General features: G+C 29.3%; 27 protein-coding genes. 14 read left to right on the top strand and 13 right to left on the bottom strand.

The genetic code is table 11. From position 1 onward, the window contains the following. From nhaA (H2277_RS04760) to H2277_RS04750, 3 genes are all read right to left on the bottom strand, one after another. On the bottom strand, positions 1-1,170 hold the full coding sequence (gene nhaA, locus H2277_RS04760) for a Na+/H+ antiporter NhaA (protein WP_337201210.1): 1,170 nt from the start codon (positions 1,168-1,170) through the stop codon (positions 1-3). Further along, positions 1,167-2,315 (bottom strand): Na+/H+ antiporter NhaA, encoded by a 1,149-nt coding sequence (nhaA, locus tag H2277_RS04755; protein ID WP_337201209.1) that lies wholly within the window; start codon positions 2,313-2,315, stop codon positions 1,167-1,169. The genes nhaA (H2277_RS04760) and nhaA (H2277_RS04755) overlap by 4 nt, the downstream gene beginning before the upstream one ends. Before the next feature lie 115 nt (positions 2,316-2,430). Further along, positions 2,431-2,613 (bottom strand): YjfB family protein, encoded by a 183-nt coding sequence (locus tag H2277_RS04750; protein ID WP_137620297.1) that lies wholly within the window; start codon positions 2,611-2,613, stop codon positions 2,431-2,433. A gap of 229 nt (positions 2,614-2,842) precedes the next feature. Here H2277_RS04750 and H2277_RS04745 point away from each other — a divergent pair, with 229 nt between their 5' ends. From H2277_RS04745 to H2277_RS04710, 8 genes are all read left to right on the top strand, one after another. Further along, positions 2,843-4,900 (top strand): FTR1 family protein, encoded by a 2,058-nt coding sequence (locus tag H2277_RS04745; protein WP_337201208.1) that lies wholly within the window; start codon positions 2,843-2,845, stop codon positions 4,898-4,900. A 1-nt stretch (position 4,901) separates the two neighbouring features. Beyond that, on the top strand, positions 4,902-5,438 hold the full coding sequence (locus tag H2277_RS04740; RefSeq protein WP_337201207.1) for an iron transporter: 537 nt from the start codon (positions 4,902-4,904) through the stop codon (positions 5,436-5,438). Positions 5,439-5,604: 166 nt separating this feature from the next. Continuing rightward, entirely contained in the window at positions 5,605-7,008 is a 1,404-nt protein-coding gene (locus H2277_RS04735) for a Fe-S-containing protein (protein ID WP_337201206.1), read from the top strand. Continuing rightward, positions 6,998-8,293, top strand: a complete 1,296-nt coding sequence (locus H2277_RS04730) for an ABC transporter permease (RefSeq protein WP_337201205.1) — start codon at positions 6,998-7,000, stop codon at positions 8,291-8,293. Before H2277_RS04735 ends, H2277_RS04730 begins: the two co-directional genes overlap by 11 nt. Then, positions 8,283-9,404, top strand: a complete 1,122-nt coding sequence (locus H2277_RS04725; RefSeq protein ID WP_337201204.1) for an FtsX-like permease family protein — start codon at positions 8,283-8,285, stop codon at positions 9,402-9,404. Before H2277_RS04730 ends, H2277_RS04725 begins: the two co-directional genes overlap by 11 nt. Beyond that, a complete protein-coding gene (locus tag H2277_RS04720; RefSeq protein WP_337201236.1) occupies positions 9,400-10,053 on the top strand; it encodes an ABC transporter ATP-binding protein in 654 nt (217 codons plus the stop codon). Before H2277_RS04725 ends, H2277_RS04720 begins: the two co-directional genes overlap by 5 nt. Next, complete coding sequence (locus tag H2277_RS04715) at positions 10,050-10,535, top strand: redoxin domain-containing protein (protein ID WP_337201203.1); 486 nt, start codon at positions 10,050-10,052, stop codon at positions 10,533-10,535. The genes H2277_RS04720 and H2277_RS04715 overlap by 4 nt, the downstream gene beginning before the upstream one ends. Next, on the top strand, positions 10,496-10,996 hold the full coding sequence (locus H2277_RS04710) for a conjugal transfer protein TraF (RefSeq protein WP_337201202.1): 501 nt from the start codon (positions 10,496-10,498) through the stop codon (positions 10,994-10,996). The genes H2277_RS04715 and H2277_RS04710 overlap by 40 nt, the downstream gene beginning before the upstream one ends. A gap of 22 nt (positions 10,997-11,018) precedes the next feature. Here H2277_RS04710 and H2277_RS04705 read toward each other — a convergent pair whose 3' ends face one another. The 10 genes from H2277_RS04705 to H2277_RS04660 all read right to left on the bottom strand — a co-directional run bounded on the left by H2277_RS04705 (position 11,019) and on the right by H2277_RS04660 (position 19,810). Continuing rightward, positions 11,019-11,462: a DUF411 domain-containing protein gene (locus H2277_RS04705; protein ID WP_337201201.1), complete on the bottom strand. Its 444-nt coding sequence runs from the start codon at positions 11,460-11,462 to the stop codon at positions 11,019-11,021. Beyond that, positions 11,459-11,779: a competence protein TfoX gene (locus H2277_RS04700; RefSeq protein WP_337201200.1), complete on the bottom strand. Its 321-nt coding sequence runs from the start codon at positions 11,777-11,779 to the stop codon at positions 11,459-11,461. Before H2277_RS04700 ends, H2277_RS04705 begins: the two co-directional genes overlap by 4 nt. A gap of 93 nt (positions 11,780-11,872) precedes the next feature. Continuing rightward, positions 11,873-12,934 carry a GTPase ObgE gene (obgE, locus tag H2277_RS04695; protein WP_337201199.1) on the bottom strand — a complete coding sequence of 354 codons (1,062 nt, stop codon included), beginning with the start codon at positions 12,932-12,934 and terminating at the stop codon, positions 11,873-11,875. Between the two features lie 309 nt (positions 12,935-13,243). Further along, positions 13,244-13,498, bottom strand: a complete 255-nt coding sequence (gene rpmA, locus H2277_RS04690) for a 50S ribosomal protein L27 (RefSeq protein ID WP_002800974.1) — start codon at positions 13,496-13,498, stop codon at positions 13,244-13,246. A 10-nt stretch (positions 13,499-13,508) separates the two neighbouring features. Next, entirely contained in the window at positions 13,509-13,817 is a 309-nt protein-coding gene (rplU, locus tag H2277_RS04685) for a 50S ribosomal protein L21 (protein WP_137623143.1), read from the bottom strand. Between the two features lie 146 nt (positions 13,818-13,963). Then, positions 13,964-14,974 (bottom strand): hypothetical protein, encoded by a 1,011-nt coding sequence (locus H2277_RS04680; RefSeq protein ID WP_337201198.1) that lies wholly within the window; start codon positions 14,972-14,974, stop codon positions 13,964-13,966. Between the two features lies 1 nt (position 14,975). Next, positions 14,976-15,599 carry a penicillin-binding protein activator LpoB gene (gene lpoB / locus H2277_RS04675; RefSeq protein WP_337201197.1) on the bottom strand — a complete coding sequence of 208 codons (624 nt, stop codon included), beginning with the start codon at positions 15,597-15,599 and terminating at the stop codon, positions 14,976-14,978. Between the two features lie 35 nt (positions 15,600-15,634). Continuing rightward, on the bottom strand, positions 15,635-16,984 hold the full coding sequence (locus tag H2277_RS04670; RefSeq protein WP_337201196.1) for a hypothetical protein: 1,350 nt from the start codon (positions 16,982-16,984) through the stop codon (positions 15,635-15,637). A gap of 76 nt (positions 16,985-17,060) precedes the next feature. After that, positions 17,061-18,398 carry an anaerobic C4-dicarboxylate transporter gene (locus tag H2277_RS04665; protein WP_337201195.1) on the bottom strand — a complete coding sequence of 446 codons (1,338 nt, stop codon included), beginning with the start codon at positions 18,396-18,398 and terminating at the stop codon, positions 17,061-17,063. A gap of 11 nt (positions 18,399-18,409) precedes the next feature. Beyond that, the gene (locus tag H2277_RS04660; protein ID WP_337201194.1) at positions 18,410-19,810 is read right to left on the bottom strand and encodes an aspartate ammonia-lyase; all 1,401 of its coding nucleotides are present in this window, start codon (positions 19,808-19,810) and stop codon (positions 18,410-18,412) included. A gap of 205 nt (positions 19,811-20,015) precedes the next feature. On the opposite strand from H2277_RS04660, the gene ung reads away from it, so the two are divergent. From ung to H2277_RS04630, 6 genes are all read left to right on the top strand, one after another. After that, a complete protein-coding gene (gene ung / locus H2277_RS04655; RefSeq protein WP_337201193.1) occupies positions 20,016-20,711 on the top strand; it encodes a uracil-DNA glycosylase in 696 nt (231 codons plus the stop codon). A 378-nt stretch (positions 20,712-21,089) separates the two neighbouring features. Continuing rightward, positions 21,090-22,757, top strand: a complete 1,668-nt coding sequence (locus H2277_RS04650) for an L-lactate permease (protein WP_337201192.1) — start codon at positions 21,090-21,092, stop codon at positions 22,755-22,757. Between the two features lie 22 nt (positions 22,758-22,779). Next, the gene (locus H2277_RS04645) at positions 22,780-23,517 is read left to right on the top strand and encodes a (Fe-S)-binding protein (protein ID WP_337201191.1); all 738 of its coding nucleotides are present in this window, start codon (positions 22,780-22,782) and stop codon (positions 23,515-23,517) included. Further along, a complete protein-coding gene (locus H2277_RS04640; protein ID WP_337201190.1) occupies positions 23,514-24,950 on the top strand; it encodes a LutB/LldF family L-lactate oxidation iron-sulfur protein in 1,437 nt (478 codons plus the stop codon). The genes H2277_RS04645 and H2277_RS04640 overlap by 4 nt, the downstream gene beginning before the upstream one ends. Continuing rightward, the gene (locus tag H2277_RS04635; RefSeq protein ID WP_337201189.1) at positions 24,943-25,599 is read left to right on the top strand and encodes a lactate utilization protein C; all 657 of its coding nucleotides are present in this window, start codon (positions 24,943-24,945) and stop codon (positions 25,597-25,599) included. The genes H2277_RS04640 and H2277_RS04635 overlap by 8 nt, the downstream gene beginning before the upstream one ends. 191 nt (positions 25,600-25,790) lie before the next feature. Further along, a complete protein-coding gene (locus tag H2277_RS04630) occupies positions 25,791-26,147 on the top strand; it encodes a hypothetical protein (protein ID WP_337201188.1) in 357 nt (118 codons plus the stop codon). The last annotated feature ends 103 nt before the right edge of the window (positions 26,148-26,250 follow it).

The following is a 26,250-nucleotide window of genomic DNA, read 5'->3' as shown; positions in this document are numbered from 1 at the left end:
TTAAGCGCGATTTGCAAAAAATCTAAGATAAATAAAACCCCAAATTCCAGAACAAAATGAAGCAATCAAAATAGCAAGATTATCTGCATAATGAAATATATCGCTTACCTCATAAGCCAAACCATCAATAAACAAACTCATGGTAAAGCCAATACCTGTTAAAATACAAACTCCATAAAGTTGTTTTAAATTTGATCCTTGAGGCAAATGAGCTAATTTAAATTTTATAGCAAAATAAGAAAAGACAAAAACCCCTAATTGCTTTCCTATAAAAAGTCCAAAAAATATTCCTATACTCACCCCAGAAAACATAGCTTTTAAATCTATATTTGATAAATTTACCCCAGCGTTTGCGAAAGCAAATAAAGGCAAAATAACAAAGGTGAGCCAAAATTTTAAACTCTCATAAATATCTTCTAAAAAAGGTTTACCTTCTTTAGTAGACATAGGAATAAAAAAAGCTGTGATAATCCCTGCTAAAGTAGCATGTACTCCGCTTTTTAAAACACTGATCCAAAGAATTAACGAACAAATAAAATAAAAAGATTTGCGCGTAATATTAAAAATATTAAGCATAAACATTATAAAAATAACAATTGCAGCAATGATAAAAGCAAAAATAGAAAGTTTGGTAGTATAAAAAATTGCGATAATTAAAATAGCTCCCACATCATCAAAAATTGCCAAAGAAAGTAAAAAAAATTTCAAACTTGATGGAATATACTTTCCGCACATCATCAATATAGCCAAAGCAAAAGCTGTATCTGTAGCTGTTGGGATAGCCCAACCTTTAAGGGTATACATATCTCCTAAATTAACCAAAGTGAAAAATAAAGCAGGGATTAATATACCCCCTAAAGCTGCTATAAAAGGCAATACTATATTTTTAGGATTTTTAAAATCCCCATGTAAAAATTCTTTTTTAAGCTCAAGACCTATTGCAAAGAAAAAAATCGAAATAAGTCCATCATTAACCCAAAGTAAAAAAGGCTTATTAAGCTCAAATTCACCAACGCTAAATCCTACTTTTAAATTAAGAAGACTACGATAATGCTCACTAAAAAATCCATTTTGAATCAATAAAGCAAGTAAAGTAGAAATAATAAGCAAAATTCCACCAAAAACTTCGCTTGAAATAAGAGTTTTTAATTTTTGAAATACACCATTCATTTGATTATCTTAAGATATATAAAGCCGATTAAAGCACTGATGAAACTCGCTAATAGAATAGCTAATTTATCTGCATGTTCAAAAATATCACTATTTTTATAAGCCAAACCATCGATAAACAAACTCATGGTAAAGCCGATACCTGTTAAAATACAAACTCCATAAAATTTAGAATATTTTATATTTTCAGGAAGTTTTGCAAGTTTTAATTTAATAGCAAGATAGCAAAAAGAAAAAACTCCTAATTGTTTTCCTAAAAATAAACCTAACATAATCCCAAGACTTACAGGTGAAAATAAAATACTTATATCCATATCTTTAATATCAACCCCTGCGTTTGCGAAAGCAAATAAAGGTAAAATAAAATAAATCACCCAAGGATTTAAATCCTTTAAAACTTTATGCAAATAAGGTTTTTTATCGGGTGTATCTAAAGGTATAAATAAAGCTATAATCACTCCTGCTAAAGTAGCATGTACTCCGCTTTTAAGCATTGCTACCCATAAAATCACTCCAATTAAAACGTATAAAGACAGATGGATAAAATGAAAGTAATTTAACATAAATAAAACTAAAATACATAAAAAACAAATCACAATAGCTAAAAATGAAAGCTGATCAGTATAAAATAATGCAATAATAATAATCGCACCTAAATCATCAAAAATCGCCAAAGAAAGTAAAAATAATTTTAAACTCGTTGGAATTTTATTTCCTAAAAGCATTAAAATTCCCACTGCAAACGCTATATCCGTGGCTGTTGGGATAGCCCAACCTTGCATAGCAAAATCATGAGAATGATTGATTAAAGTAAAAATCAAAGCGGGAAAAACCATACCTCCTAAAGCTCCAAATAAAGGTAAAGAAACTGATTTTATATTTTTAAGTTGTCCGCGTAAAATTTCATATTTTAACTCAAGGCCGATACAAAGAAAAAATATAGCGATCAATCCATCATTGATCCAAAGTTCTAAAGGTTTTGCGATTTTAAAATTCTCAAAACCTATTGTTAAATTTGCATGAAATATGTCCGTATAATAAAATCCAAAAGAAGAATTTTTAAACAATAGAGCTAAAAGAGTGAAAAATATAAGTAAAATTCCAGGAAAAGTTTCACTTAAAATTATTTTTTTAATCGCGCGCATTTATAACCAAACCAATAAATTTATTTTCGTGATTATAACTAAAAAATACTAAAGAAACAATTATTTGCGAATAATTTATTAGGATACAAACTTTTGCATCCTAAATTGTCAGATATTAAGCATAAATATCTAAACCACTAGAGCTAGAAGCTTGTGGAGCGGAGGCTTCAGAGACATTCTCCATACCTTCAATAAGCTTACTCATTAATGTTTCATTTGTATCCATAGATTTCTTTAATACTGAGGTATTAACTGCTGTTAATAAGTTTGCATTACTCATGGTTGCATCTGAAATCATAACATCCTCCTTGTTTTGATGTAGTCTTATAAAAGACATTTAAATAATATCGGAAATATTTTTGAAAAATTAATATCTAATTTTTTGAATATTTTAAAATTTGCAATAAAATATTTATTTAAATTATTTTTTAGTCTTATTTAAGATTATTGGTAATATACTATATTATTTTTTATTGATAATAAATATTATTTTTATAAAAATATAATTTTATTTGGAGTAAACCACAATGAAAATTTTTAAAATAATACTTTTTTATTTTTTATTTTTTTCCACAACGACTGTTTTTGCTAAAGTTGATGATTATATAGCTGAAAAAAATATTATTAAAAATACTCTTGAACAAAGTTTAGATTTATATAAAAAAGGCGATAATGAGCAAGCAAAAAAACTAAGCGAAGATGCTTATTTTCAACATTTTGAAAATATGGAAGGTCCTATAGGTAGAAATATAGGTCGGAAAGCTATCACTATGGAACGCAAATTCATCAATTTACGTCGTATGTATAAGGAAAAAGCCCCTTTAGATCAAATCAACGCACTCATTGAAAGTCTTTATTATGACTTAGATGAAGTGGCTCCAATTTTACAAAATGGATATAGGTTAAAAGCAGAGGCTAGTCAAACTAATTACGATAAAGCAGCGGCTGAAAAATCAAGTTTAAAGGCCAATGCTAAAAGAGAAGCTGAAGCTGAAACTTTAATCGCACAAATTACAGGTGTTAAGCCCAACTCAAACAATAATTCCAATATGCAAAATAATTTATCAAGCTTAAAAACCAATGATATCAATTCTGATCTTCAAGCAGCAGCCTCTATGGACGCAAGATTGCAATTTATTCTTGATAATATTTCGACTAAATTTACCCTTGCTGCAAATGCTTTTAAAAATGGAAATTATGATGAGAGTAAAAATTTATTAAACGATGCCTTATTTAATGATTATCGTAATACAAAAGTTGAAATTCTAATCAATAAATTTACCAAGGCCGGAAATGATCAAAAATTCCAACAAGCTCTAAGAACCTTAATACGTGAAATTCATGATAAAAAACTTGATGAAAAAAAATTAAGAGATGGTTTAGATAATATAGAACAACAGCTTTTTGATACATTTTTACAAATTCCAAATTCAGAACTTTCAAAATTAAAACTAAAAGGTTTCAATGATAAAAATCAAGGAAAAGATTACGCTAAAGTCGGAGATGATATCAAACTTGCCTTAAATGAAATTTTAAATAATTATGATGGTTTTAATATTTCAGCTATCAATGATTTGCAAAATACCTATTTAGATATTTTTGAAGCCAGTGGAATGGAAAATAAAATAGGTGCCGTTGATAGCAATTTGAAATTAAAAATTGAAAGTTTATTTTCTCAAAGCGTTGCATTAATCAAAAATAGCGCCGATAAAAAAGAGCTTAAAGCTACTTTTGATGAATTAGAAAATTTCATCCAACAAGGTATAGATAAAATTCAAGATTCTACGCCTTATTCTCTTTTTATATGGGCTTTAGGAATTATTATACGCGAAGGATTGGAAGCTTTAATTATCGTTGTTGCTATCGTATCTTATCTTGTTCAAAGTGGCAATAAAAATCGCCTCAATATAGCCTATAGCGCACTTTTTACCGGAATCATACTCAGCTTTATTACAGCTTTTGCTGTCTCTTGGCTTTTTAAAGAAAATGCGGGGCAAAGTAGAGAACTTATAGAAGGCATTACGATGCTTATAGCGGTTCTTTTATTATTTTATGTTGGATTTTGGCTACTTTCAAATGCACAAAATAAAAAATGGGCTAGTTTTATCAAACAAGGTGCAATTGATGCTATTTCAAACAATAGCGCAAAAACGCTTTGGATCACTGTTTTTTTAGCTGTTTATAGAGAAGGTGCTGAAACGGTTCTATTTTATCAAGCTTTACTTTTTGATGCAAAAACCAGCACGGATTTAACTGCTATATTTGGAGGACTTGGACTTGGAATTTTAATTTTAATTGTTTTATATTTCCTTTTAAAAGCAGGAGCTATTCGTATCCCTGTTAAGCAATTTTTTTATATCACCTCTTATATAATCTTTTATATGGTATTTGTTTTTACAGGCAAGGGTATAGCAGAACTTATAGAAGGAAAAATCATCCTTCCTAGTTTAGTTCCTATGAATTTTGAACCAATACTATGGCTTGGAATTTATCCTTACTATGAAACTTTAATTCCACAATTTATAGTCTTAATTTTATTGATTATTGGTATTTTAATCACAAAACAAATTTCAAAAAAGGAGTAAAATGAAAAAAATTTTATCAAGTATTACTATAGCAGCGATTGCAAGTATCAATCTTTTTGCAGGTGAAGTGCCAATTGGCGATCCAAAAGAATTAAACGGGATGGAAATAGCAGCTGTTTATCTTCAACCAATCGAAATGGAACCAAGAGGAATTGATCTTGCGGCTTCATTAGCAGATATTCACTTAGAAGCGGATATTCATGCGATTAAAAATAATCCTAATGGCTTTCCTGAAGGATTTTGGATGCCTTATCTAACCATAGCTTATGAACTTAAAAATACGGATACTGGAGCCATTAAACGTGGAACTTTAATGCCTATGGTTGCAGATGATGGTCCTCATTATGGTGCCAATATCGCTATGGAAAAAGACAAAAAAGGTGGTTTTGGAGTGGGTAATTATGAACTCACTTTTTATATTTCAAATCCTGAAAAACAAGGATTTGGACGCCACGTTGATGAAGAAACGGGTGTAGGTAAATGGTTTGAACCTTTTAAGGTTGATTATAAATTTAAATACACTGGCACACCTAAATAATTTATAAAAATTTTTAGAAATTCTATATCAAGAATTTCTAAAAACAATTTTTAGCTTATTTTGATATCTTAGATAAAATCTTTTTATAAAATTAATTTATTTTTTACACTTGTTAAAGTTTTTTATGTAATAATAACTCTTATCAATATAAAAAAGTGAAAAATTTATGAGTATATATTTCGTCAATTTTATTTCAAATATTTTACCTTTAAGTATTTTAGTAGCTTTTATAAATCCTGATAAAAAATACATTATAAAAAGCTTTATAGCGGTTTTTTTGGGATTTTTATTTGGCTATTTTGCGTTTTTCATATCCGCACAGTTTTTAAAAACTGATAATTTGATATTTAATTTCAATTTTATTTTTATAGCTTCTTTACTCATAAGTTTTCTATTTTATTTTTGGGAAAAAATTAAAATTTTAAACCTAACATTATCGGCTATTTTAAGTTTTTGCATAGCTTTAAATTATTATTACATCAATCAAGATTTGCCTATATTTAGCAATTCTTTATTGGATAGTCAAACAATTACATCTTTAGGTTTTATATTTTTAGCTTTCATTATTTGTGTTTTAATCTTTTTCTTTTTAAAATGGCAAAAAATAATCAATAAAAAAGCAAGTTTTATTGTCTTTTGTATTGTTATCTTTGTAGAAATGGATCGTGCTTTAGCTAATATTTTACTCACTTTGATGAGAAATTCTATCATCGATACTGAAACTTTTTTGGTTAGTTTTGTTGGAAAAAGCAATTATTTTGGTACTTTTAAAATTTATCTTTATATTATTTTAATCTTTATTCTTGCTTTTTTAAGTTTAAAAATTCGCCAAAACAATATCAATAAATGTGCAATTTTAGATATTAAGTATCGCAAAGATAAGGCAAAAAATCATCTAATCAATTCTTATTTTTCAAGCGTTTTTATAAGCTGTATAGTTAGTTTTTGTATCGTTTTGTATTTTTTCATGATTAGTTCTAAACCTTTGGTTATAGATGAACCTAAAGAAATTTTACCTAACGCTGAGGGCAAATTTATCTTTGATGTAGCTCTTTTAAGGGATAATAAACTCCATAGATTTGCCTATATAACAGCTGAAGGTAAGGTTGTAAGATTTTTTCTAATTAATAAAAGAGAAGATAGGGATTCTCCTGTTGCTGTTTTTGATGCTTGTATGATTTGTGGGGATATGGGTTATATTAAAAAAGATGGAGAATTAATCTGTATTTCTTGTAATGTCCGTATTTTTTTACCAAGCGTAGGTAAATCAGGCGGTTGTAATCCTATTCCTTTAAAATATACTTATGATGGTAAAAATATTATTATTGATGTAAAAGATGTCATTGCCGGATCTAATTATTTTAATCAAATCAAAGAAATTCAAGTTAGTGATCCTGTTTCAAAAGATAAGCTAATTAACATAAAAGCACCTTTTTCTTATAGCTATAAAGGAATTACTTATTATTTTATCAATGAAAAAAACTATGAAGAATTTAAAAAAGATCCTTTAAAATTTATTCAGGATACAGAAGCTAAATTTTTAATCCAAAGGAAAAGCGATGTTAGCTAAAATAATCCTTAGTTCTATTTTTAAAAACAAAATTCAAAAATTTCTAGCCTTTCTTACCTGTTTTTTAGCCACTCTTTTGCTTTGTATTATGCTAAATATTACTTTAAGTATAGGCAATGAAGTCACAGAACAACTAAAAAGTTATGGATCAAATATACTGGTTTTGCCTAAAGGCTCTAACTTAAACATTGAAATAGGCAATGAAATTTATGAACCCTTAAAAAACAAAAACTATCTTGAAGAAAAAAATTTATATATGATTAAAGATATTTATTGGCGAAATAACATCACTGCTCTAGCCCCATTTTTAGATGGCAAAATCAATATTCAAAATGATGATAAGACTATAAAAACTTTATTATATGGAACTTATTTTAGTAAAGCGATTAAAATAAAAGATGATGATGATTTTGTAACAGGAATTCAAACCCTTTATCCTTATCTTAAAGTAGAAGGAAAATGGGCAAAAGATGATAGCAATGAAATTATGCTTGGTGAAGATTTGGCTAAAAATTCCAAACTAAAAATAGGACAAAATATAACACTCTTTGGAGAAAATAATATTTCAAAAGAAGTTAAAATCGTAGGAATTTTATTACATACAAATCCTAAAATGTCAAATAAAATCATCGCTCCCTTACATCTTGCTCAAGAACTACTCAACAAACAAGGGCTTTATTCAAGTGCTGAAGTTAGAGCTTTTACTATACCAGAATCCACACTTTCTGAAAAAGTACGCCGCTTAGGAGAAGAAAAACTCGATCAAGTTGAATACGATAAATGGTATTGTTCTGCTTATGTAGGTTCTATTGCTAGTCAAATCAAAGATGGACTGCCAGGATCTGATGTAAAAGTGCTAAATGCTATAAGCGATGCACAAAATTTAATCGTTAAAAAAATTCAATCTCTAATGTCAATCACCTGCATTATTTGTATTATCATTTCAAGCATAGCTATTTCAAGCCTTATAAATTCAGAAATTCATCGCAGAAAAAAAGAAATAGGCCTTTTAAAAGTCCTTGGAGCTAATACTTTTCAAATTTATTTGATCTTTTCAAGCGAAAATTTAATTGTAGCCTTTACCGCTGCAATTTTTGGATTTGTATTTGGCATAGGAGTTTCAGAAATCATCAGTCTTAATATTTTTGGTTATTTTATCGATATTGCTTTTATCGCTTTACCTTTAAGTCTTATTTTTGCTGGCTTAATAGCTATAATTGGCTGCTTGATTCCTATAAGAAATATTTCTAATCTTTCTCCAGTAGAGGTGCTTTATGGAAAATAGATTTTTTCTAAATGAAATTTTTAAAAGTCTTAGTTTTTCTTATCAAAGACTTTTTATCATCATTTTATCCATTTTTATAGGTGCCTTGACTTGTTCAGCATTTTTGAATATCTATTTTGACATAGATACAAAACTCTCTAAAGAACTCAAAGCTTACGGGGCAAATGTCATTATAAGCTCTAAAAATATTGATGAAAATTTTATCTCTAACACTAAATATGAGGAAATCAAACAGAAATTAAAAGCTAGGGCTTTAACTCCATTTTTATACGAATTTTTAAATTTAGGCAGCACAAGTGCGGTTGTTTTGGGGACAGATTTTAAAGCCTTAAGACTGACTAAACCTTTTTTAGAGATAAAAGACGGGAGCTTTTCTTTAAGAGATTTTAGTGATAATTCTGTTTTTTTAGGTATTAATCTAGCCAAACAATTAGATCTTAAAGTAGGAAATGAACTGCAAATTTATAATCCAAACAATGGAAAAAGTGTTAAGTTAATCATAAAGGCTATATTTTCAAGCAATGATGAATTTGATAGCATAGCCTTAGCGTCTTTAAATGTGATTCAAAATTTAAGCGATACTCAAGGCATTAATTATGCTAATGCTATAGTCGATGGTGATTTTCAAAGCGTTTGGAATAAAACTCAAGCCATTAGCGATCACACCATCAACGCTAAACCCATATCATCAGTATCTTTAAGTGAAAATTTAGTTCTTAAAAAAATAAAAACCTTAATGTTTTTAATCGTCATTATTGTTTTAATCATCGTCACAACCAGTGTTAATACCACGCTAAGCTCTATTATATTTTCTAGAAAAAAAGAAATTGCTTTGCGCTTAGCCTTAGGGGCTAAAAAGAGCGAAATTTTTAAACTTTTTGCAAGTGAGTGTTTTATTGTAAGCTTAGTAGCAAGTATCATAGGGGCATTTTGTGGAATATTTTTAGCTAATATTTTTGGTTATTTAATTTTTAATTCCAGTATTGACTTTAGATTTAAAGCAGTATTAATATCCATCATTATTTCTTTGGCTTTCGCTTTTTTTGCTGCTTTTTTACCTATAAAAAAGGCTTTAAAAATTAATATTTGTGATAATTTGAAAGGTGATTAAAATGAAAGAATTAATAAAAATAACAAATCTTAGTAAAAATTTTGGCAAAGTTAAGGCTTTAAATAATATTAATTTAAATGTTTATCAAGGAGAATGGCTTGCCATTATGGGACCATCAGGAAGTGGCAAATCCACACTTTTAAATATTTTATCCTTAATGGACGCCCCAAGCAGTGGTCAATATATCTTAGATGGGCAAAATTTAGAACAAATTCAAGAAGAGCAAAAAATACAATTACGCAGAGAGAAAATAGGACTTATATTTCAGCAATTTCACCTTATCCCTTATCTAAATGCTTTAGAAAATGTGATGCTTTCTCAATATTATCACTCTTGCATTGATGAAGAAGATGCAAAAATGATGCTTGAAAAAGTCGGTCTTTCACATCGTTTAAATCACCTTCCTAATCAACTAAGCGGAGGAGAGCAACAAAGAGTTTGTATTGCAAGATCTTTGATTAATAATCCTGAAATTTTACTTGCGGACGAACCCACAGGAAATTTAGATGAAGCCAATGAAGAAATCGTTCTTCAAACCCTAAAAAAACTCAAAAATGAAGGGAAAACCATTGTCTTAATCACCCATAATCCAGATTTAGCTAAATTTGCTGATAGAACTATACGCTTACATCATGGGGCTTTAAAATGAAATTTTTATATATTTTTATAGCTCTATTTTTACTCAATGCGTGTTCTTTTGAAAATCATAAAAAAAGCACGAAAATAGGAGAAATGGCTGCAGAAATTTCAGCTAAAAATCTTTTAGGAAATGAGATTAAATTAAACAATGATAAAAATCCTTTAAAAGTATTAGTTTTTTTTCAAAATGGTTGCTCTTCCTGCTTAAAGGAACTGCCTTATTTGGATGAATTTGCACAAAATTATCCAGATAAAATTAGCATTTATGCAATCAATTCAGCCAATGATATACAAACTATACAATCTTTAGCAAAAAAAATTGATTTTAAAAAGGTTAAAATTTTAAAAGATGATCTTAAAATAACGCAAGATAGATATGCCATATTTGCAACGCCAACAACTATAATCATTAAAGATGGGATTATAAAAGATAGAATTTTAGGAGAAACACCTTGGAAAAATTTAAAGTCCAAGCTTATTTCATTGCTTTAATCGCAGTTTTATTTTTTATAGCTTGCAGTGATGGAGAAAATTTTAAAAGCTTGGATCATAAAAATTATAATTTTTCCTACAATGGTTTTGAGAAAACATTAAAACTTAATCAAAAAGATGAAAATTTTGCCTTGGTATTTTTTACCAAAGATTGTGGAGTATGTAAAGAACAAATCAAAATTTTACAACAATTAATCCAAAATTATAATTTTAATGTTTTTGTGATTTTAGGAGATGCAAAGAATTTAGATGATGCAAAAAATTGGGCAAAAGAAAAAGGCTTAACTCAATTAACTTTATTTTATGAAAAAAATGCAGCCAAATATCTTTCAGATTCCATAGGTGGTATTTATGGAGTTCCTGTAATTAGTTTTTTTGAGTCAGGAAAAATGAATAAAAAATTTATAGGATTAACACCTTATCATATACTTGAAAATGAAGTTAAAAGGATAAAAAACTAATCTTATCCTTTTTTTTAAATAATTAAAGTTTTTGATCTCCTAAAAAATAGCCATAAATTTCATAACTTCCATCTTTTTTCATTAAAATGACGGGATATTTTTCATTGTAGCCTTGTTCCATTCCAGGGCTTCCTTGTGGCATTCCAGGGGTTGAAATTCCTATAACGTCTTTTGGTTTATTTTCAAGGAGCCAAGCTACAGCGCTTTCAGGAACATGCCCTTCAACAACATAACCTTCAATAATTCCTGTATGGCAGCTTTGATATTCATTTTTGATACCATATTGATCTTTAATTTTTAGAAAATCATCTGTTTTATGCACATTTACACTATAGCCTTTTTTCTTCATATAAGCCGTCCAATAATCACAACACATGCAAGTAGGACTTTCATAAATTTCTAAATTTTTAGCTTGTAAAATAGAAGTACTTGCGACTACAACAAAAGCTGAAATTATTTTTTTCATTTTTCATCCTTTAAAGTTAAATCACTGCTTAAAAAGAGTTCTACAACCCATTTTAAAATTTCTATATTCTCAACGTCGATAATATACCATAATTTTGCTTTAGGAAAGGGGAAATCTTTTTCATTATTTTTTAAAATTCTTTTCAAAAAATAAAATTGCTTAATATATAATACGTCATTGCAAATTAAAAATATAGGTTTATTATCTACATAAATACAATATTCTCCAAACATTTTTCTAGCATGAAAAGCGTATTCATTTCCACAAAGTTTAAGTTGATCTAAAACAAAATCTTTAAAATTTTCACTGCTAGGCACATAAATCCTTACTATAAAATCAATTTTTTGACCTAAGTGTTATAAAAAATATCCAATAAAATTTATTAAAGCTACAACTAAAAAATATGCCTCTCAAAAGTTGCTTTTTTCAGTTTTTCCATGTTTTTCTCTTAACTTTTTAATCTCTTCTAAAAGCATAAATTTAAGCTCCTTAAGCCCTGTTTTTTCAAGACTTGAAACCTCTATTAAAAAACTTTGCGGATCTTTTATACTTTTTAAATAATCTTTTAAATTTGCTATATTCTCTGTGATCTGTTTTGCAAAATCAACACCTAAATTCACGCTATCGCTTTTTGAAATCATGATACCAAATTCGCGTCCAAAAAGCTCTTTAGAAAATTTTTCAAGCTCATTTCTTAGCACTATAAATTGCTCTTTTAAAGACATTTCTCTTAAAGGATCTAATACAAAAAGTAAAAAAGATGTTCTTTCTATATGCTTTAAAAAAGCAAGTCCTAAACCTTTACCTCCACTTGCACCCTCGATAATACCAGGAATATCTGCCATCACAAAAGAATTATACTCATCTACATCAACAAGACCAAGTTTTGGCGTCAATGTGGTAAATTCATAATTCGCAATTTCAGGTTTTGCGTTTGAAACCACACTAATAAGAGTCGATTTTCCCACGTTTGGAAAGCCCACAAGCCCCACATCAGCGATCAATTTAAGTTCAAGTCTTACTAAACGACTCTCTCCTTTTATACCAGGTTGTGCATAATCAGGACGTTGATTGGTTGCGTGTTTAAAATGAGTATTTCCAAGTCCTCCTCTGCCGCCTTTTAAAAATACTTCTCTTTGCCCTTCTTTGGTTAAATCGAGTAAAATTTCATTGCTTTGTGCATCAATAACTTGAGTGCCCTCTGGAACAATGAGTTCTAAATTTTCACCTTTTTTTCCATTTTTATTACGCCCCATACCCGCTGCACCATTTTGCGCACGAAGTTCCTTTTTTCCTTTAAAATTAACAAGGGTATGAGTATTGTTATCGCATATAAAAATAATATCTCCACCATTTCCGCCATCGCCACCATCAGGACCACCCAATGGAACGTGCTTTTCACGACGAAAACTTACAGCACCTTTGCCTCCATCGCCTGAAGCTAAAGTAATCTTAACACTATCTATAAACATAAAAAACCTTAAAAAATTTAAAAAGAAGTATATCAAAAGAAAATAAAATTCAAAATAATTTTTACAATAGCTCAAAACTCTCATTAGCTTATTTTATATAAAAACTACTATAATTAAAAAATTTTAACATCGTCAAAAATTAATATTTTAGATTAAAATCTTGATATTATAAGCTAAAAATATTATAGTAAAATTTGATTTTAAGTACTTTTTGAAATTTATAATCTTTAAAAATTAATTTGTTTAAAAAATATCTAATTTTAAATTTTGGATAAAAATTTAAGATTTTTCTAGGCAAAAGCCTAGAAATTAAGCAGGATAAACAGAAACTTTTTTTCTATCTTTATCTTTTCTTTCAAATTTAACAAAACCATCAATTAAAGCAAAGATAGTATGATCTTTTCCCATACCTACATTGTTACCTGCATGTGTTGCAGTTCCTCTTTGGCGAATGATAATATTTCCAGCTCTAACAAATTCGCCACCAAATTTTTTAACACCTAAACGACGACCAATAGAATCGCGATTATTTTGAGTTGAACCTTGACCTTTCTTGTGTGCCATTCTTTACTCCTTAAGCTTTAATATCTTTAACTATAACGCGAGTAAATTGTCTTCTAAAACCTCGTTTAAGTTTAGAATCTTTTCTGCGTCTTTTTTTATAAATTACAACTTTCCTATCTTTTCCGTGATTGATCACTTCTAAAACAACTTTTGCACCTGCTACGAAAGGCGCACCTACCTTAATATCTTTATCGCAAATTGCAAGTACTTCATTCACTTCGATAATAGCTTTGCTTTCAGCCTCAAAGTGATCTAGCTTTAACTCATCATTAACGCTAACTTTATACTGCTTTCCGCTGTGTTTCATAATAGCATACATTGCTTTTCCTTATAATTTGGTAAGTACCATAAAGCACCGATTAGGATTTAAAAGCTTTAATGGTTTAGAAAAACTTTAATTTTATAAAATTTTTCTTTAATATTTAATGAATTTAAAAGTTTGCAAATTAAAAAATCAAAACAACACTAAAATCCAAGATCAACCCCGCCACCTTCATGAAGCTTATAGGTAGAATCTTTGCCTTTGTCTTGCTTATTTTCCTCTGATGTGTTGGCGTTAAAAAGAGAATTTTGTATATATTTTTGCATCATTAAAGCGATATTTTCCCAATACTTTTGCTCTTTTTGAACATCATGAGTAAGCATAAAATTCGCACTTAAAGTTTTTGACAATACCAACTCTCTTGTAGGATAAAATATAAGTTTAAAAGAGATATTGATCTGTAATTTTTTATCATTTTGATAAGTAATATAGCTATTTTGTTTAGATGTATCTAAAATTTTATACTCTAAAATATAATCCGTGCCTAAAACATTCCCTAACTTAGAGCTTTCATCGCTAAAACCTTGAGCACTTTCGATAAGTTTATCTTCGCTTTTAAAATCATTTTTTCTTTCTAAAAGAGTAAAATAAGCATCATTAGAAAAAATATCATTTAAAGCTTGAGTTAAATTTTCTCCCGATTTTCCATAATTTTCATCAAAAAGTATTAATTTTGGTTTTTGATCATTTTGATAAAGATATTTATAAGCTAAGATTTTAACCTCCCAACTTGTGCCATTATTTTCAGCAGAAGTGATCTCATAACTATCAATACGCCCATTACTTACATTTTGAAGCGTATCTTTTGAATTTTGAACAATTTGCCCTAAGGCTGAAAATTTAATGTCAATACTTTTAATTTCTTGTCTTAAATTAAACTTTGAAATACCTTTAAGTTTAGATAAGGCATCGATTAAGGCGTTATTTAAAGCATCTTCTCTTGTTTGACCTGTCCCAACACCTTGCATAATCTTTTGAAATTTAGATCTTTGATGCGGAAGTGTTTTTAGGCTTTGAATATTGCTAAAATTAACATCTTCAGCAGGAGAATAATCATAAATAATCACATTTTTTTCATTTTGAGCTTTTATAATATTTTGATTTTCAGCCCAAAGCAAAGACAAAAAAGCTATTAAAATAAAAAAATTTTTCATTTTACCAAGTCACTGATTTACTTGTTCCTGTTTTATCGATTGTTTTTTCATCTTCCCAATAAGCAAGTCCTGAATTTAAATCTGTAAGTGTTAAATGAAAAAAATATTCCGCTTGTATATCGCCATTTCTAAGCTTAACAGTATCTTGACGAATTTTTCCGCTTAATGAAAAATCAGGGGCCACTAAAGTTCCTTTTTTAGAAATAGTATTTTGGTTAAATTCTTCATTATCCCGTAGTTCTCTTACGGCTTCACTCATCTCATCTCTAGCACCCCCTGCTGCAACGGCTGTAGTAAGGACAAATTTGCCTGATTTTCTAAGCGCTATAGTTATTTTGCTTATAAGTTTATCTGTATCGATTCTTTGAGGGGTATCATTAATGATTTTTCCGATAGTTATCACTTTTCTTTGACCTTGCGAAATATTAGCAAAAGCAGGATCTTTCAACATGCTTTCAATCATTTCTTGTGCCGTTTTTTCAAAATCTTCTCTATCAAGCCCTAAAGTTAAAGCATCTCCTTGTTTTTTTTGACTCGCATAACCATCAGTATAAACAGGCGCCCCACAAGCTGCGAGAAAAAAAGCTAAAAAAGCATGACAAGCCACTAAAAATAAATTTCTCATCTTAATTTCCTTTTTTTTAATCTATTATACTTTGTTTAATTTTCAATTTTGTAAATTTCACTTGGGATTATTGGATTAAAAGATCTAACTAAAATCAATATATCTTTATTTTGATTCAAAGAATTAGAATATATTGCATTATTATTTTCATCTTGAATTTTAACAAAGCCATTATTATCGATCATTAAAATTTGAATATTTTTAGGTAAAAAATTCCAAATTCTCAAATCACTTCTCGTTGTCGCCGCAGTAAAAATATCCGTCGCAAAAGTCAAAATTCCACTTTGATCATTTTTTGCTACAGCCATGTTTAAACCTGTTTTAAAAAGGCTTGACATTAAAGATTTCATAATTTTAGCATTCAATTCTTCTTTAAATTCGCTAGCAACCACCTCATCAAAATCGAAAATTCTCACAGTTTGGTTTAAATTTTTACCATCAAAAACATTTAAATAAGCAAAGGATTCTTCTCTCTTTTTTAAAGTAGGCAAAGCCACACTTGCTGTTACGATATGCTGATCAAAAATAAAAGGCAAAGTAAGTGAAAATTCATCCAATGCAGGGCTTAAACCATTTTCATAAATGATGAAAATATGTTTTTTTAATTTTTGCGGATTTAAAGCCTTGGAGTATTGATCAAAAAGCTCAAATTCTCTTTGTATTTCTTTATCATTATTGTATGCTGCATAAACCTCTTTAAGCAAATCAGAAGCTTTTTGATAATCATGAGCCATGAAAAAAAATACTGAAGAAATATAAGTTACATAAGCATTTGTATAGTTTTTTTGCGCATGAAATTCTTTAAAAAGATTATTGTATTGATTTGCAATGATTTTGAGATTTTGATCTATATTTTGTTTGAAATTCTCTTCTTCTTCCGCTTTTTTTCGCATCTGCTGAATTTGAATAGCAAAATATTCTTTAGCCATATCTTGCCTTGCTAAAGCGCGATTAAATTCCACTCTAGCATTTGAAAAATCTTTCAAACTCATGAAATTTAAACCCTTATAAACATTAACCATGGTTCGTTCATACCAAGCACCTTGATAATCATTAACACCATCGTTTATCAATGTAGAACTAATAAAATTTACACTCTTGTGAGCAATATTTTGTAAATCAACATCATATTTATAAGAATTTTCTACTTGATCAAAAATAGCATTGCTTAAATTAAAATCCTTACAATCTCTAGCAATATACGCTGTATTTAAGCCTTTAAAAATAGTGTCATCATCTTGATTGATCGCTTGTAGTTGTTTTTCAAAAAAATCCTGATCGCATTTTTTAGAAAATAATTCTTTTTGATAAAATAAATTTTGATCTTGATAAGTTGAGCAAGCACTCAAAATAAATATAATAAAAAATAATATTATTCGATACATTTAAAATAATCCAAAAAATAAAAATTATTCTAAACTATATCAAAAAATCAATAATAGCCTCTAAGGCTATTATTGATTACTTTAAAAAGCCAGCCGCAACAAAGCCTAAAGCTACCGAAATAGCAATAGCTAACACACCTGGTATAAAGAAAGAGTGATTAAAGATAAATTTACCTATTCTCGTTGTTCCTGTATCATCCATTTGCACAGCACCCAATAAAGTAGGATAAGTTGGCAAAACAAAAAGTGCAGAAACTGCAGCAAAACAAGCCACTAACATATAAGAATCATTCGGATTTGCAGCAGTGATACCCAAAGAAGTAATTACCACTGGAACAATAGCTTTAGCTGTAGCTGCTTGAGAATATAAAAGCATACTAGCAAAGAAAAATGCCACTGCAAGTGTTGCTGGAATTTGTTTTACCCAATTACTTGCTAAATCTGTGATTTCTTGTGTATGACCCGAAACAAAAGTATTTCCAAGCCAAGCAACACCAAAAACACAAACACAAGCTGTCATACCACTTTTAAAAACACTTGTATTCAAAATTTTTGCTGGATCTACTTTACAAAACCAAGTGATCAAAGTCGCTGCTGTTAATAAAAAGCTCATAATAGCTGAATCTCTTGGAATAACAACAGGATCTATCCATCTAATATTACTAGAAATTGCTGTTGCGTATAAAACCACGCATAAGACTGTGATTAGAAAAATTCCAACTGAAAGTTTAGCACCTGGTTTATCTTGTGCTTGTAAAACCTCATTAGCATCTTTAACAAGTCCTACTTTTAAACGCTCTTGGTAAATTTTACTTTTATTAAGATCTAAAGGAGTAATGATACTAACTATAAACGCTGTTAAAATACAAGCGATAAAGGTTGTACTGATCCAAATTCCCAATAGTGTTGGATAATTCCATCCAAATTGTTCTAAAACTCCACTCATATAAACAACAGCAGCACTAACAGGAGATGCGGTAATACCTATTTGAGAAGCAACCACCATTAAAGAAAGCGGGACTGAAGGTTTGATATTTTGAGATTTTGCAACATCAACAACTACAGGCATTAAAGAAAACACAGCATTACCTGTTCCTGCTAAAAGAGTTAAGAGCCATCCGCAAATTGGAGCTAAATAATTGATGAATTTTGGATGCTTTCTTAAAAATCTCTCGGTTAATCTTACCATATAATCAAGACCACCAGCTTGTTGCATCGCAGAAATTGCTGCAATAGCTGCAGCAATAATTAAAATAACATCCCAAGGAATACTACCTGGCTTCATGCCTAAAGCAAGTCCTAAAATAACAACCCCTATGCCTCCTGCATAGCCTATAGCTATACCTCCTAGACGAATTCCTATAAAAATAGAACCCAAAAAGACAACTATTTGTAAAATCAACTCCACACTCATAATAAAACCTTTTATTTTTCAATACGCGGATTTAGCATATTTTCAGGAGTTAAATATTCATCTAGTTTTTCTTTGGTTAACAAGCCTCTTTCTAAAACTATATCAGCAACGTTTTTTCCAGTTTGCAAAGCTTCTTTTGCAACTGATGCTGAATTTTCATATCCTATATAAGGATTTAAAGCAGTGACTAAACAAACAGAATTTAACATAGTTTCTTTACATTTTTCTGGATTAGCTGTTAAATGCTTGATTGCTTTGTTAGCTAAAGTTAGCATTGCATTTTCTAAAAGAACTAAAGAATTAAATAAAGCATAAGCAATTCCTGGCTCAAACGCATTAAGTTCAAATTCTCCTCTTTCTGAGCAAAGCATTATGGTTACATCATTGCCTATAACTTCATAACAAGCTTCTCCAACTACTTCAGGAATTACAGGATTTACCTTACCTGGCATGATAGAACTACCTGGTTGCATTTGAGGTAAATTAACTTCACCCAAACCACATCTTGGGCCTGAATTCATTAATCTTATATCATTAGCAATTTTAGAAAGTCTAACCGCAGCAGTTTTTAAAGCTCCGCTTACATGGACAAAATCAGCTGTATCTTGAGTCGCCGCTATAAAATCCTCTGCCGGTCTAAAAGTAGAACCTGTTATATCACTTAAATATTTTTCAACCAAATCTTTATAATCAGGATGACAGCAAATTCCTGTGCCGATCGCTGTTGCTCCTAAATTTAAATAAGTCATTGATTCTCTTGCTTTGGTAATTTTTTCTATATCGCTTTTTAAATAGCTTGCAAAAGCATTAAAAGTATTTCCTAAAGTTGTTGGAACAGCATCTTCAAGCTCTGTTCTACCAATTTTTAAGATATCTTTCCATTCTTTTGCTTTAATTTCTAATTCATTTTTTAATACTTCCATAGCCTTAAGCAAATCGCCCATTTTAGCATGAACTGCAACTTTTATAGAGCTTGGATAAGCATCGTTGGTTGATTGGCCAAAATTTGTATTGTCATTTGGATGAAGATATTGATATTCACCTTTTTTATGTCCCATCATTTCAAGAGCAACATTAGTAATCACTTCATTAGCATTCATATTTGTACTTGTTCCAGCACCACCTTGAACCATATCCACTACAAATTGATCTAAAAACTCACCATTTATAATTCTATCACAAGCTTTAACTATATAATCAGCCCTATCAGCTGGAACCATTCCCAAATCTTTATTAGCTAAAGCTGCTGCTTTTTTAACTTGTGCAAAAGCTTTTACAAAAAACGGATATTCTTTTAGAGCCCTGCCACTCATTTTAAAATTTTCTAAAGCCCTACAAGTTTGTACTCCGTAATATACATCATCAGGAATTTCTAATTCTCCTATAAAATCGTGTTCTTTTCTTGTTCCCATTATAGACCTTTCATAAATAATTTGTATTTTTAATGCAAACACTAAAAATCTTCGTAGATAAGTATATTCCTATTTTAGTTAATATTTAGTTAATATTATTAATATTTATTCAAGTAAAACTAAATAAAAAGATTAAAATATATCTATAGAAAATAAATTTTTGTTATAATTTCACTATAAATATAAAACTTTGGATTATTATAGTATGGAAGAAATAATTATTGATTTAAACAATATTAAAATAAATGAAGATTGGAAAAATTTTTTAAAGGAAGAATTTTTAAAACCTTATTTTTTAGAAATTAAAAAAAAATATATTCATACCTTAGAAAATAAAAAAACAATTTATCCACCAGCAAATTTAACTTTTAATGCCTTTAATCTTACCCCTTTAAAGGATTTAAAAGTAATCATTTTAGGGCAAGATCCTTACCATCAAGAAGGTCAAGCAATGGGACTTAGTTTTTCAGTTCCCAAAGGAATTAGAATTCCACCAAGCCTAGCTAATATTTATAAAGAGCTTTATAATGATTTAAAAATTCAACCTGCAAAAGATGGAGATTTGAGTTTTTGGGCAAAACAAGGGGTTTTGCTTTTAAATTCTATTCTTAGTGTTGAAGCTGGAAAACCTGCAAGCCATAGTACTTGGGGTTGGCAAGAATTTAGCGATGCTATTATATCTAAACTTAGCAAAGAAAAAACGGGACTTATTTTTATACTTTGGGGGAATTTTGCAAAGTCTAAAAAAAATCTTATTGATATAAAAAAACATTTTATATTAGAAGCGGCTCATCCTAGTCCATTAGCTAGAACAGGCTTTTTAGGTTGCAAACATTTTTCAAAAGTTAATGAAATTTTAAAAAGTTTAGGAAAAGATATTATAAACTGGGATTTAAAATAATTTTTCTAAAAAGCTGACTTTAATCAGCTTTTTAGATTGCAATATTTTTAAAAGATTTATTAACTATATCGGTTTATTTTTAAATTAATTTAGTTTTTGATAAAAAATAAAAAATTAATTTAAATTATTTAATAAAAAGCAATACTGATAAATACGATAAAATATACAAAGATTAAAAAAAATATTTTTAAATATAAAAAATCATTTTATTATGTTTATATTTTATTAAAAGTAAAAAAATCTATATGTTACAAAAATACACAAAATTTTTAATAACTCATAAACTTTAACCCCTATTTAATTTCTTGCAAATCTATTTTTAAAAAATTTGATACAATGGATACAGTGCATATAAAAAATTTAAGGAGAAAATATTAAATGTGGCAACAAATTTATGACCCGATGAATAATATTTGGCTAAGTGCTTTAATAGCATTTTTACCAATTCTTTGTTTTTTAGTTTGTCTGGTTTTTTTCAAACTTAAAGGTTTTCAAGCTGGATTTTTAACCGTTATTGCAGCATCTTTGGTGGCTTTATTTGCATATAAAATGCCTTGGAATTTGGTTGGAGCAAGTTTTATTCAAGGCTTTATTAATGGTATGTGGCCTATCGCTTGGATTATCATTGCAGCGATTTTTCTTTACAAACTTTCGATTAAATCAGGTTCTTTTGAAGTTATCAAAAAAAGCGTTATGAGTATCACTCCAGATCACAGAATGCAAGTGATTTTGATCGGTTTTTGTTTTGGATCATTTTTAGAAGGTGCAATAGGATTTGGTGGACCAATTGCTATTACTGCAGCTCTTTTGGTTGGACTTGGTTTTAAACCATTGCAAGCAGCTGGACTTTGTCTTATAGCCAATACTGCACCTGTAGCATTTGGGGCTGTTGGAATTCCCGTTATTGCAATGTGCGATTTGGTTAAAATTGAAAGTCAATCTGTTTCAGCTATGATAGGTAGAATGCTCATACCTCTTAGTTTTATTGTGCCTTTTTTTGTTGTATTTTTAATGAATGGTTTCAAAGGCGTTAAAGAAACTTTTCCTGCAGTTTTTGTCGCAGCAGCAAGCTTTACCCTTACTCAATATCTTAGTTCCAACTATTTAGGTGCAGAACTTCCAAGCATTATTTCCGCTGTTGCTTCTTTAGCTATTACAACTTTATTTTTAAAATTTTGGAAAATAAAAAATATTTACCGCGTTGATGGAGAAACTAATTTTCAAACCAATGATAATCTTAACCTTTCTTCGGTATTGAAAGCTTGGGCTCCATTTATCTTACTTATAGTTTGTATAATTTTTTGGACTCAACCTTGGTTTAAAAATCTTTTTGGAAAAGATGGAATTTTTGCCTTTACTAGCATCACTATTGCATTTAACAATATCACTCAAGGAATACTTAGTCCTTCTATCGTTGATGCAAGCGTTCTTAAGCCAGTTAGTTTAAATTTGGGCATAGATTTTATCAATGGAAAAACCGTAGCTCAGGCAGGAACTGCTATTTTGTTTGCAGCATTTTTAACTATTTTTATTTTAAAAATCAAAGCAAGTGATGCTGCTGAATGTTTTGGGGCAACTTTAAAAGAAATGGCTATTCCTTGCCTTACTATAGGTCTTGTAGTGGCTTTTGCTTTTATTTCTAAAAATAGCGGTATGAGTGCGACCTTGGGTCTTGCATTTGCACACACAGGCGATATATTCTCCTTCTTCTCACCTGCTATAGGCTGGATAGGAGTATTCTTAACAGGATCTGATACAAGTGCTAATTTACTTTTTGGGACTTTACAGCAAGCAACCGCTCAAAAACTTGGAGTTAATGAAGTTTTATTTTTAGCAGCAAACTCTGTAGGTGGAGTTGTTGGAAAAATGATAAGCCCTCAAAGTATAGCCGTAGCTTGTGCAGCCGTTGGATTAGTAGGAAGAGAATCTGAACTTTTCAAATTTACTCTTAAATATTCTATAGCTTTTATTATTTTAGTGGGAATTTGGACTTGTTTTATCGCTTTCTTCTTGCAAGGTATCATTCCTAGTGTTGTTTTAAAATAGTAATTATTGAAAGGTAAATTTAATGAAAAAAGTATATTTTTATGCAACTTGCTTAGGTACAGCAGCTATGCAAGATACAATTTTAAATGCTTTAAAACTTTTACGTTTAGAAGGAGTTGAGGTTATATTCAAAAAGAAACAAACTTGTTGCTCTCAACCTTCTTTTAATTCGGGTTATTTTAAAGAGAGTAAAGAGATTGCAATGTATAATGTAAATCTCTTTGATGAACCTTATCCTATAGTTGTACCAAGTGGATCTTGTGCTGGTATGATGGCTCATGATTATCTAGAACTATTTAAAAATGATCCCCAATTTGAAAAAGTAAAAAATTTCAGCGAAAGGGTGATAGAACTTTCTCAATATCTTGATAAAGTTCTAAATGTAAATTATGAAGACAAGGGTGAGCCTGTAAAAATAACTTGGCATTCAAATTGTCATGCTTTAAGAGTTCAAAAAAGTATAGATGCAAATAAAAACTTAATCAAAAGACTTAAAAATGTTGAGCTTGTGCCTTTAACTTATGAAGAAGAATGCTGTGGATTTGGTGGGACTTTTTGCATAAAAGAACCTGAAATTTCAAACGCTATGGCACAAAGCAAAATTAAAGATATCCAAAATACAGGAGTAAAATATTTAGTCAGTGCTGATGGAGGCTGTTTGCTTAATTTAGGAGGCACCATAAAAAAAATGGGGCTTGATATCAAACCTATCCATTTGTATGACTTTTTAATCAAACGCTTACAAGGAGAAAGACTATGAATGCTAAAATGCCTCATGAGCAAATCGTTCATATAAAGCTAAACGATAAACAAATGCAAGAAAACCTTGTTAATGCTATGCATACTTTGCAAACCAATCGTTTTAAAGTGATTGATGCTAAATTTAATAATTGGCAAGGCTTAAGATCTAAAGCCAAACAAGCTAAAAATAATGCTTTAATGAGTTTAAAAGATCGTTTATTAGAATTTGAAAAAAACGCCACAGCTAATGGAATGATCGTGCATTGGGCAGATACAAAAGAGGATGCTTGTGAGATTATTTATCAACTCATGATAGAAAAAAATATCTCTAAAGTTCTAAAAGGTAAATCAATGGCCAGTGAAGAGATAGGCTTAAATCACTATTTAGAAAGCAAAGGAATGAAAGCCATTGAAACCGATTTGGGTGAACTTATTTTGCAATTAAACGATGAAGTGCCTGTCCATATCGTAGTTCCAGCCATCCATAGAAATCGTTATGAAATAGGAAAAATCTTTAAAGAAAAATTAAACTCTGAATTAGAAAGTGAACCAGAAAAACTTAATGCTATAGCAAGAAAACATTTAAGGGATGAATTTGAAGGTTTAAAATTGGGTTTAAGTGGAGTTAATTTTGCCATGTCTAAAGAAGGAGCTTTTTGGCTTATAGAAAATGAAGGTAATGGCAGGATGTGTACCACAGCTCCTGATATCCATATAGCACTTTGTGGTATAGAAAAAGTTATGGAAACTTTTGAAGATGCGGCCACAATGGTATCCTTGCTTACTCCTTCTGCTACAGGACAATTTATACCAACTTACAATAATATCATTACAGGGCCAAGAAAAAATGGAGAATTAGACGGTCCTAAAGAAGTGCATGTGGTATTATTTAACAACAACCGCACTAATATGCTTGCCAATGAAGACTATTATGAAGCTTTAAGATGTATAAGATGTGGCGCTTGTATGAATTTTTGTCCTGTTTATGACCAAATAGGCGGACACACTTATCAAACAACCTATCCAGGACCTATAGGAGAAGTTATCAGTCCAAATATTTTTGGTATAGATCATACAGGGGATATTTTAACTTTTTGCTCACTTTGCGGACGTTGTTCAGAGGTATGTCCTGTTAAAATTCCTTTAGCTGATCTTATTAGAAAATTAAGACGTGATAAAGTAGGACAAGGAGATAATCCACCTATAGGAGCAAATTTGGTTCATCACAATGCCGCAGAAGCCTTTGCTTTTGCAAAATTTAAAAGCTTGGCTACTAGTGGAAATTTGTGGAGATTTTCTTTCTCAAAGGCTCATTATTTTAATTCTTTATTGCATAAATTTAAAGATTCTTTGCCAGTAATTAAAAATTGGAGTACTTTTAAAGAATTACCAGAAATTAAAAAAGATTTATACAAAGAAGTAGAAAAACTTCAAGGAGTTATTTATGAATAAAATTGCAGAAATTTCCTCAAAAAGCAAAGCAAATATTTTAAAAAAGCTAGAAAATTACTATCATGAAACAGAATTTTCTCGCACTCCAAGCATTGATCCTGTAGAGCATATTCGCACCACAGATGATATGCTTAGCGAATTAAAGCAAAAAATGAGTGATAATAGATATATCGTTGAAGAAAGCACTCAGGATAAACTTGAAGAAAAAATCAATGAAATTGTCTCGAATTATGGCTATACAAAACTGATCTATCCGCAAAATTTAAATTTAAATTTGGAAAAGATTAATGCTGAAGAAAAAGTTTGCTTTGATAAAAATATAGAAGATTTAAGATCTGAAGTTTTTCATAGTGATTTTTCTATTATCCATGCAAGAGTTGGAGTTAGCTCTCATGGTGTTGCTTTAGTACTTTCATCAAAAGAACAGCCTAGAATGCTTTCTTTGGCTCCAAAACTTTGTATTGTTTTGCTTAAAAAAGAAAATATAGTTAAAAGTCTTAGTGAGGCTTTGAATTTAACCAAAAAAGAGCATGAGAATTTACCAAGTAATATTTTGTTTATTGCTGGACCTTCAAGAACTGCTGATATAGAATTAATAACTGTTTTTGGTGTTCATGGACCACAACAAGCACACATTATTTTATACTGAGTTTTATTCTAGATAATTTTTATCTAGAATAAAAATTAAACTACAAAATTAAAAATTTATTCCTATTTTTATAAATTTCACATATTCTGCTAATTAATAGTATTTTAATCCTAAATTAAATAATTTTTTGATAAATTACTAAAAATAATTAAGATTATATTTATAAATTAATGTTTTAAGGAAAACTATTAATGTTAATTTACATAAATAAATACGATAAATTAATTTATCATCAAGATACAAATGATGAAAATTGCTTCATTGTTTCTATAAAAAATATAAATAATTTTTTTTACTCAAGACTTGTTTATACAGATTTTAAATTTTTCATTGATAGCCATTTGACTTTAAATCAATTCATTGAAAATAGTTCAGATGATCGCGGTATATACTTTAAATACTTTTTTTCAGATCTCTTTCATTTTAATACAAAACAAAATCAATTTAACTCAGATATCATTCATATCATGAAAGAAATTTTTAAACTCATTGCAAGCGAAGAAAATAAAACGATGCAAAATATTAAAATATTTTTAAAAAAAATGTAAAACCTTTTAGTCTTTTCAAGCGATAGATAAGTTTATTTATCTATTGTTTTTATTTATTAAAATCATATAAAAATTTAATTTAATCATATCAATTATTTTTTAT

Origin of the sequence: Campylobacter sp. W0014 (assembly GCF_020135975.1) — a bacterium.
GTDB lineage: Bacteria > Campylobacterota > Campylobacteria > Campylobacterales > Campylobacteraceae > Campylobacter_D.
The sequence above is the reverse complement of the archived record's forward strand: the minus strand, read 5'-3'. Positions and strand labels throughout refer to the sequence as shown.

Coding starts and splice junctions, on each gene's coding strand:
- H2277_RS04660 (WP_337201194.1), bottom strand. CDS start 19,810: ATGGGAACAAGAAAAGAACACGATTTTATAGGAGAATTAGAAATTCCT.
- H2277_RS04670 (WP_337201196.1), bottom strand. CDS start 16,984: ATGTATCGAATAATATTATTTTTTATTATATTTATTTTGAGTGCTTGC.
- H2277_RS04650 (WP_337201192.1), top strand. CDS start 21,090: ATGTGGCAACAAATTTATGACCCGATGAATAATATTTGGCTAAGTGCT.
- nhaA (WP_337201210.1), bottom strand. CDS start 1,170: ATGAATGGTGTATTTCAAAAATTAAAAACTCTTATTTCAAGCGAAGTT.
- H2277_RS04680 (WP_337201198.1), bottom strand. CDS start 14,974: ATGAAAAATTTTTTTATTTTAATAGCTTTTTTGTCTTTGCTTTGGGCT.
- H2277_RS04665 (WP_337201195.1), bottom strand. CDS start 18,398: ATGAGTGTGGAGTTGATTTTACAAATAGTTGTCTTTTTGGGTTCTATT.
- H2277_RS04640 (WP_337201190.1), top strand. CDS start 23,514: ATGAATGCTAAAATGCCTCATGAGCAAATCGTTCATATAAAGCTAAAC.
- H2277_RS04745 (WP_337201208.1), top strand. CDS start 2,843: ATGAAAATTTTTAAAATAATACTTTTTTATTTTTTATTTTTTTCCACA.
- H2277_RS04715 (WP_337201203.1), top strand. CDS start 10,050: ATGAAATTTTTATATATTTTTATAGCTCTATTTTTACTCAATGCGTGT.
- H2277_RS04630 (WP_337201188.1), top strand. CDS start 25,791: ATGTTAATTTACATAAATAAATACGATAAATTAATTTATCATCAAGAT.
- obgE (WP_337201199.1), bottom strand. CDS start 12,934: ATGTTTATAGATAGTGTTAAGATTACTTTAGCTTCAGGCGATGGAGGC.
- H2277_RS04725 (WP_337201204.1), top strand. CDS start 8,283: ATGGAAAATAGATTTTTTCTAAATGAAATTTTTAAAAGTCTTAGTTTT.
- lpoB (WP_337201197.1), bottom strand. CDS start 15,599: ATGAGAAATTTATTTTTAGTGGCTTGTCATGCTTTTTTAGCTTTTTTT.
- H2277_RS04740 (WP_337201207.1), top strand. CDS start 4,902: ATGAAAAAAATTTTATCAAGTATTACTATAGCAGCGATTGCAAGTATC.
- H2277_RS04645 (WP_337201191.1), top strand. CDS start 22,780: ATGAAAAAAGTATATTTTTATGCAACTTGCTTAGGTACAGCAGCTATG.
- rpmA (WP_002800974.1), bottom strand. CDS start 13,498: ATGGCACACAAGAAAGGTCAAGGTTCAACTCAAAATAATCGCGATTCT.
- H2277_RS04750 (WP_137620297.1), bottom strand. CDS start 2,613: ATGATTTCAGATGCAACCATGAGTAATGCAAACTTATTAACAGCAGTT.
- H2277_RS04735 (WP_337201206.1), top strand. CDS start 5,605: ATGAGTATATATTTCGTCAATTTTATTTCAAATATTTTACCTTTAAGT.
- H2277_RS04635 (WP_337201189.1), top strand. CDS start 24,943: ATGAATAAAATTGCAGAAATTTCCTCAAAAAGCAAAGCAAATATTTTA.
- H2277_RS04730 (WP_337201205.1), top strand. CDS start 6,998: ATGTTAGCTAAAATAATCCTTAGTTCTATTTTTAAAAACAAAATTCAA.
- ung (WP_337201193.1), top strand. CDS start 20,016: ATGGAAGAAATAATTATTGATTTAAACAATATTAAAATAAATGAAGAT.
- H2277_RS04705 (WP_337201201.1), bottom strand. CDS start 11,462: ATGAAAAAAATAATTTCAGCTTTTGTTGTAGTCGCAAGTACTTCTATT.
- nhaA (WP_337201209.1), bottom strand. CDS start 2,315: ATGCGCGCGATTAAAAAAATAATTTTAAGTGAAACTTTTCCTGGAATT.
- rplU (WP_137623143.1), bottom strand. CDS start 13,817: ATGTATGCTATTATGAAACACAGCGGAAAGCAGTATAAAGTTAGCGTT.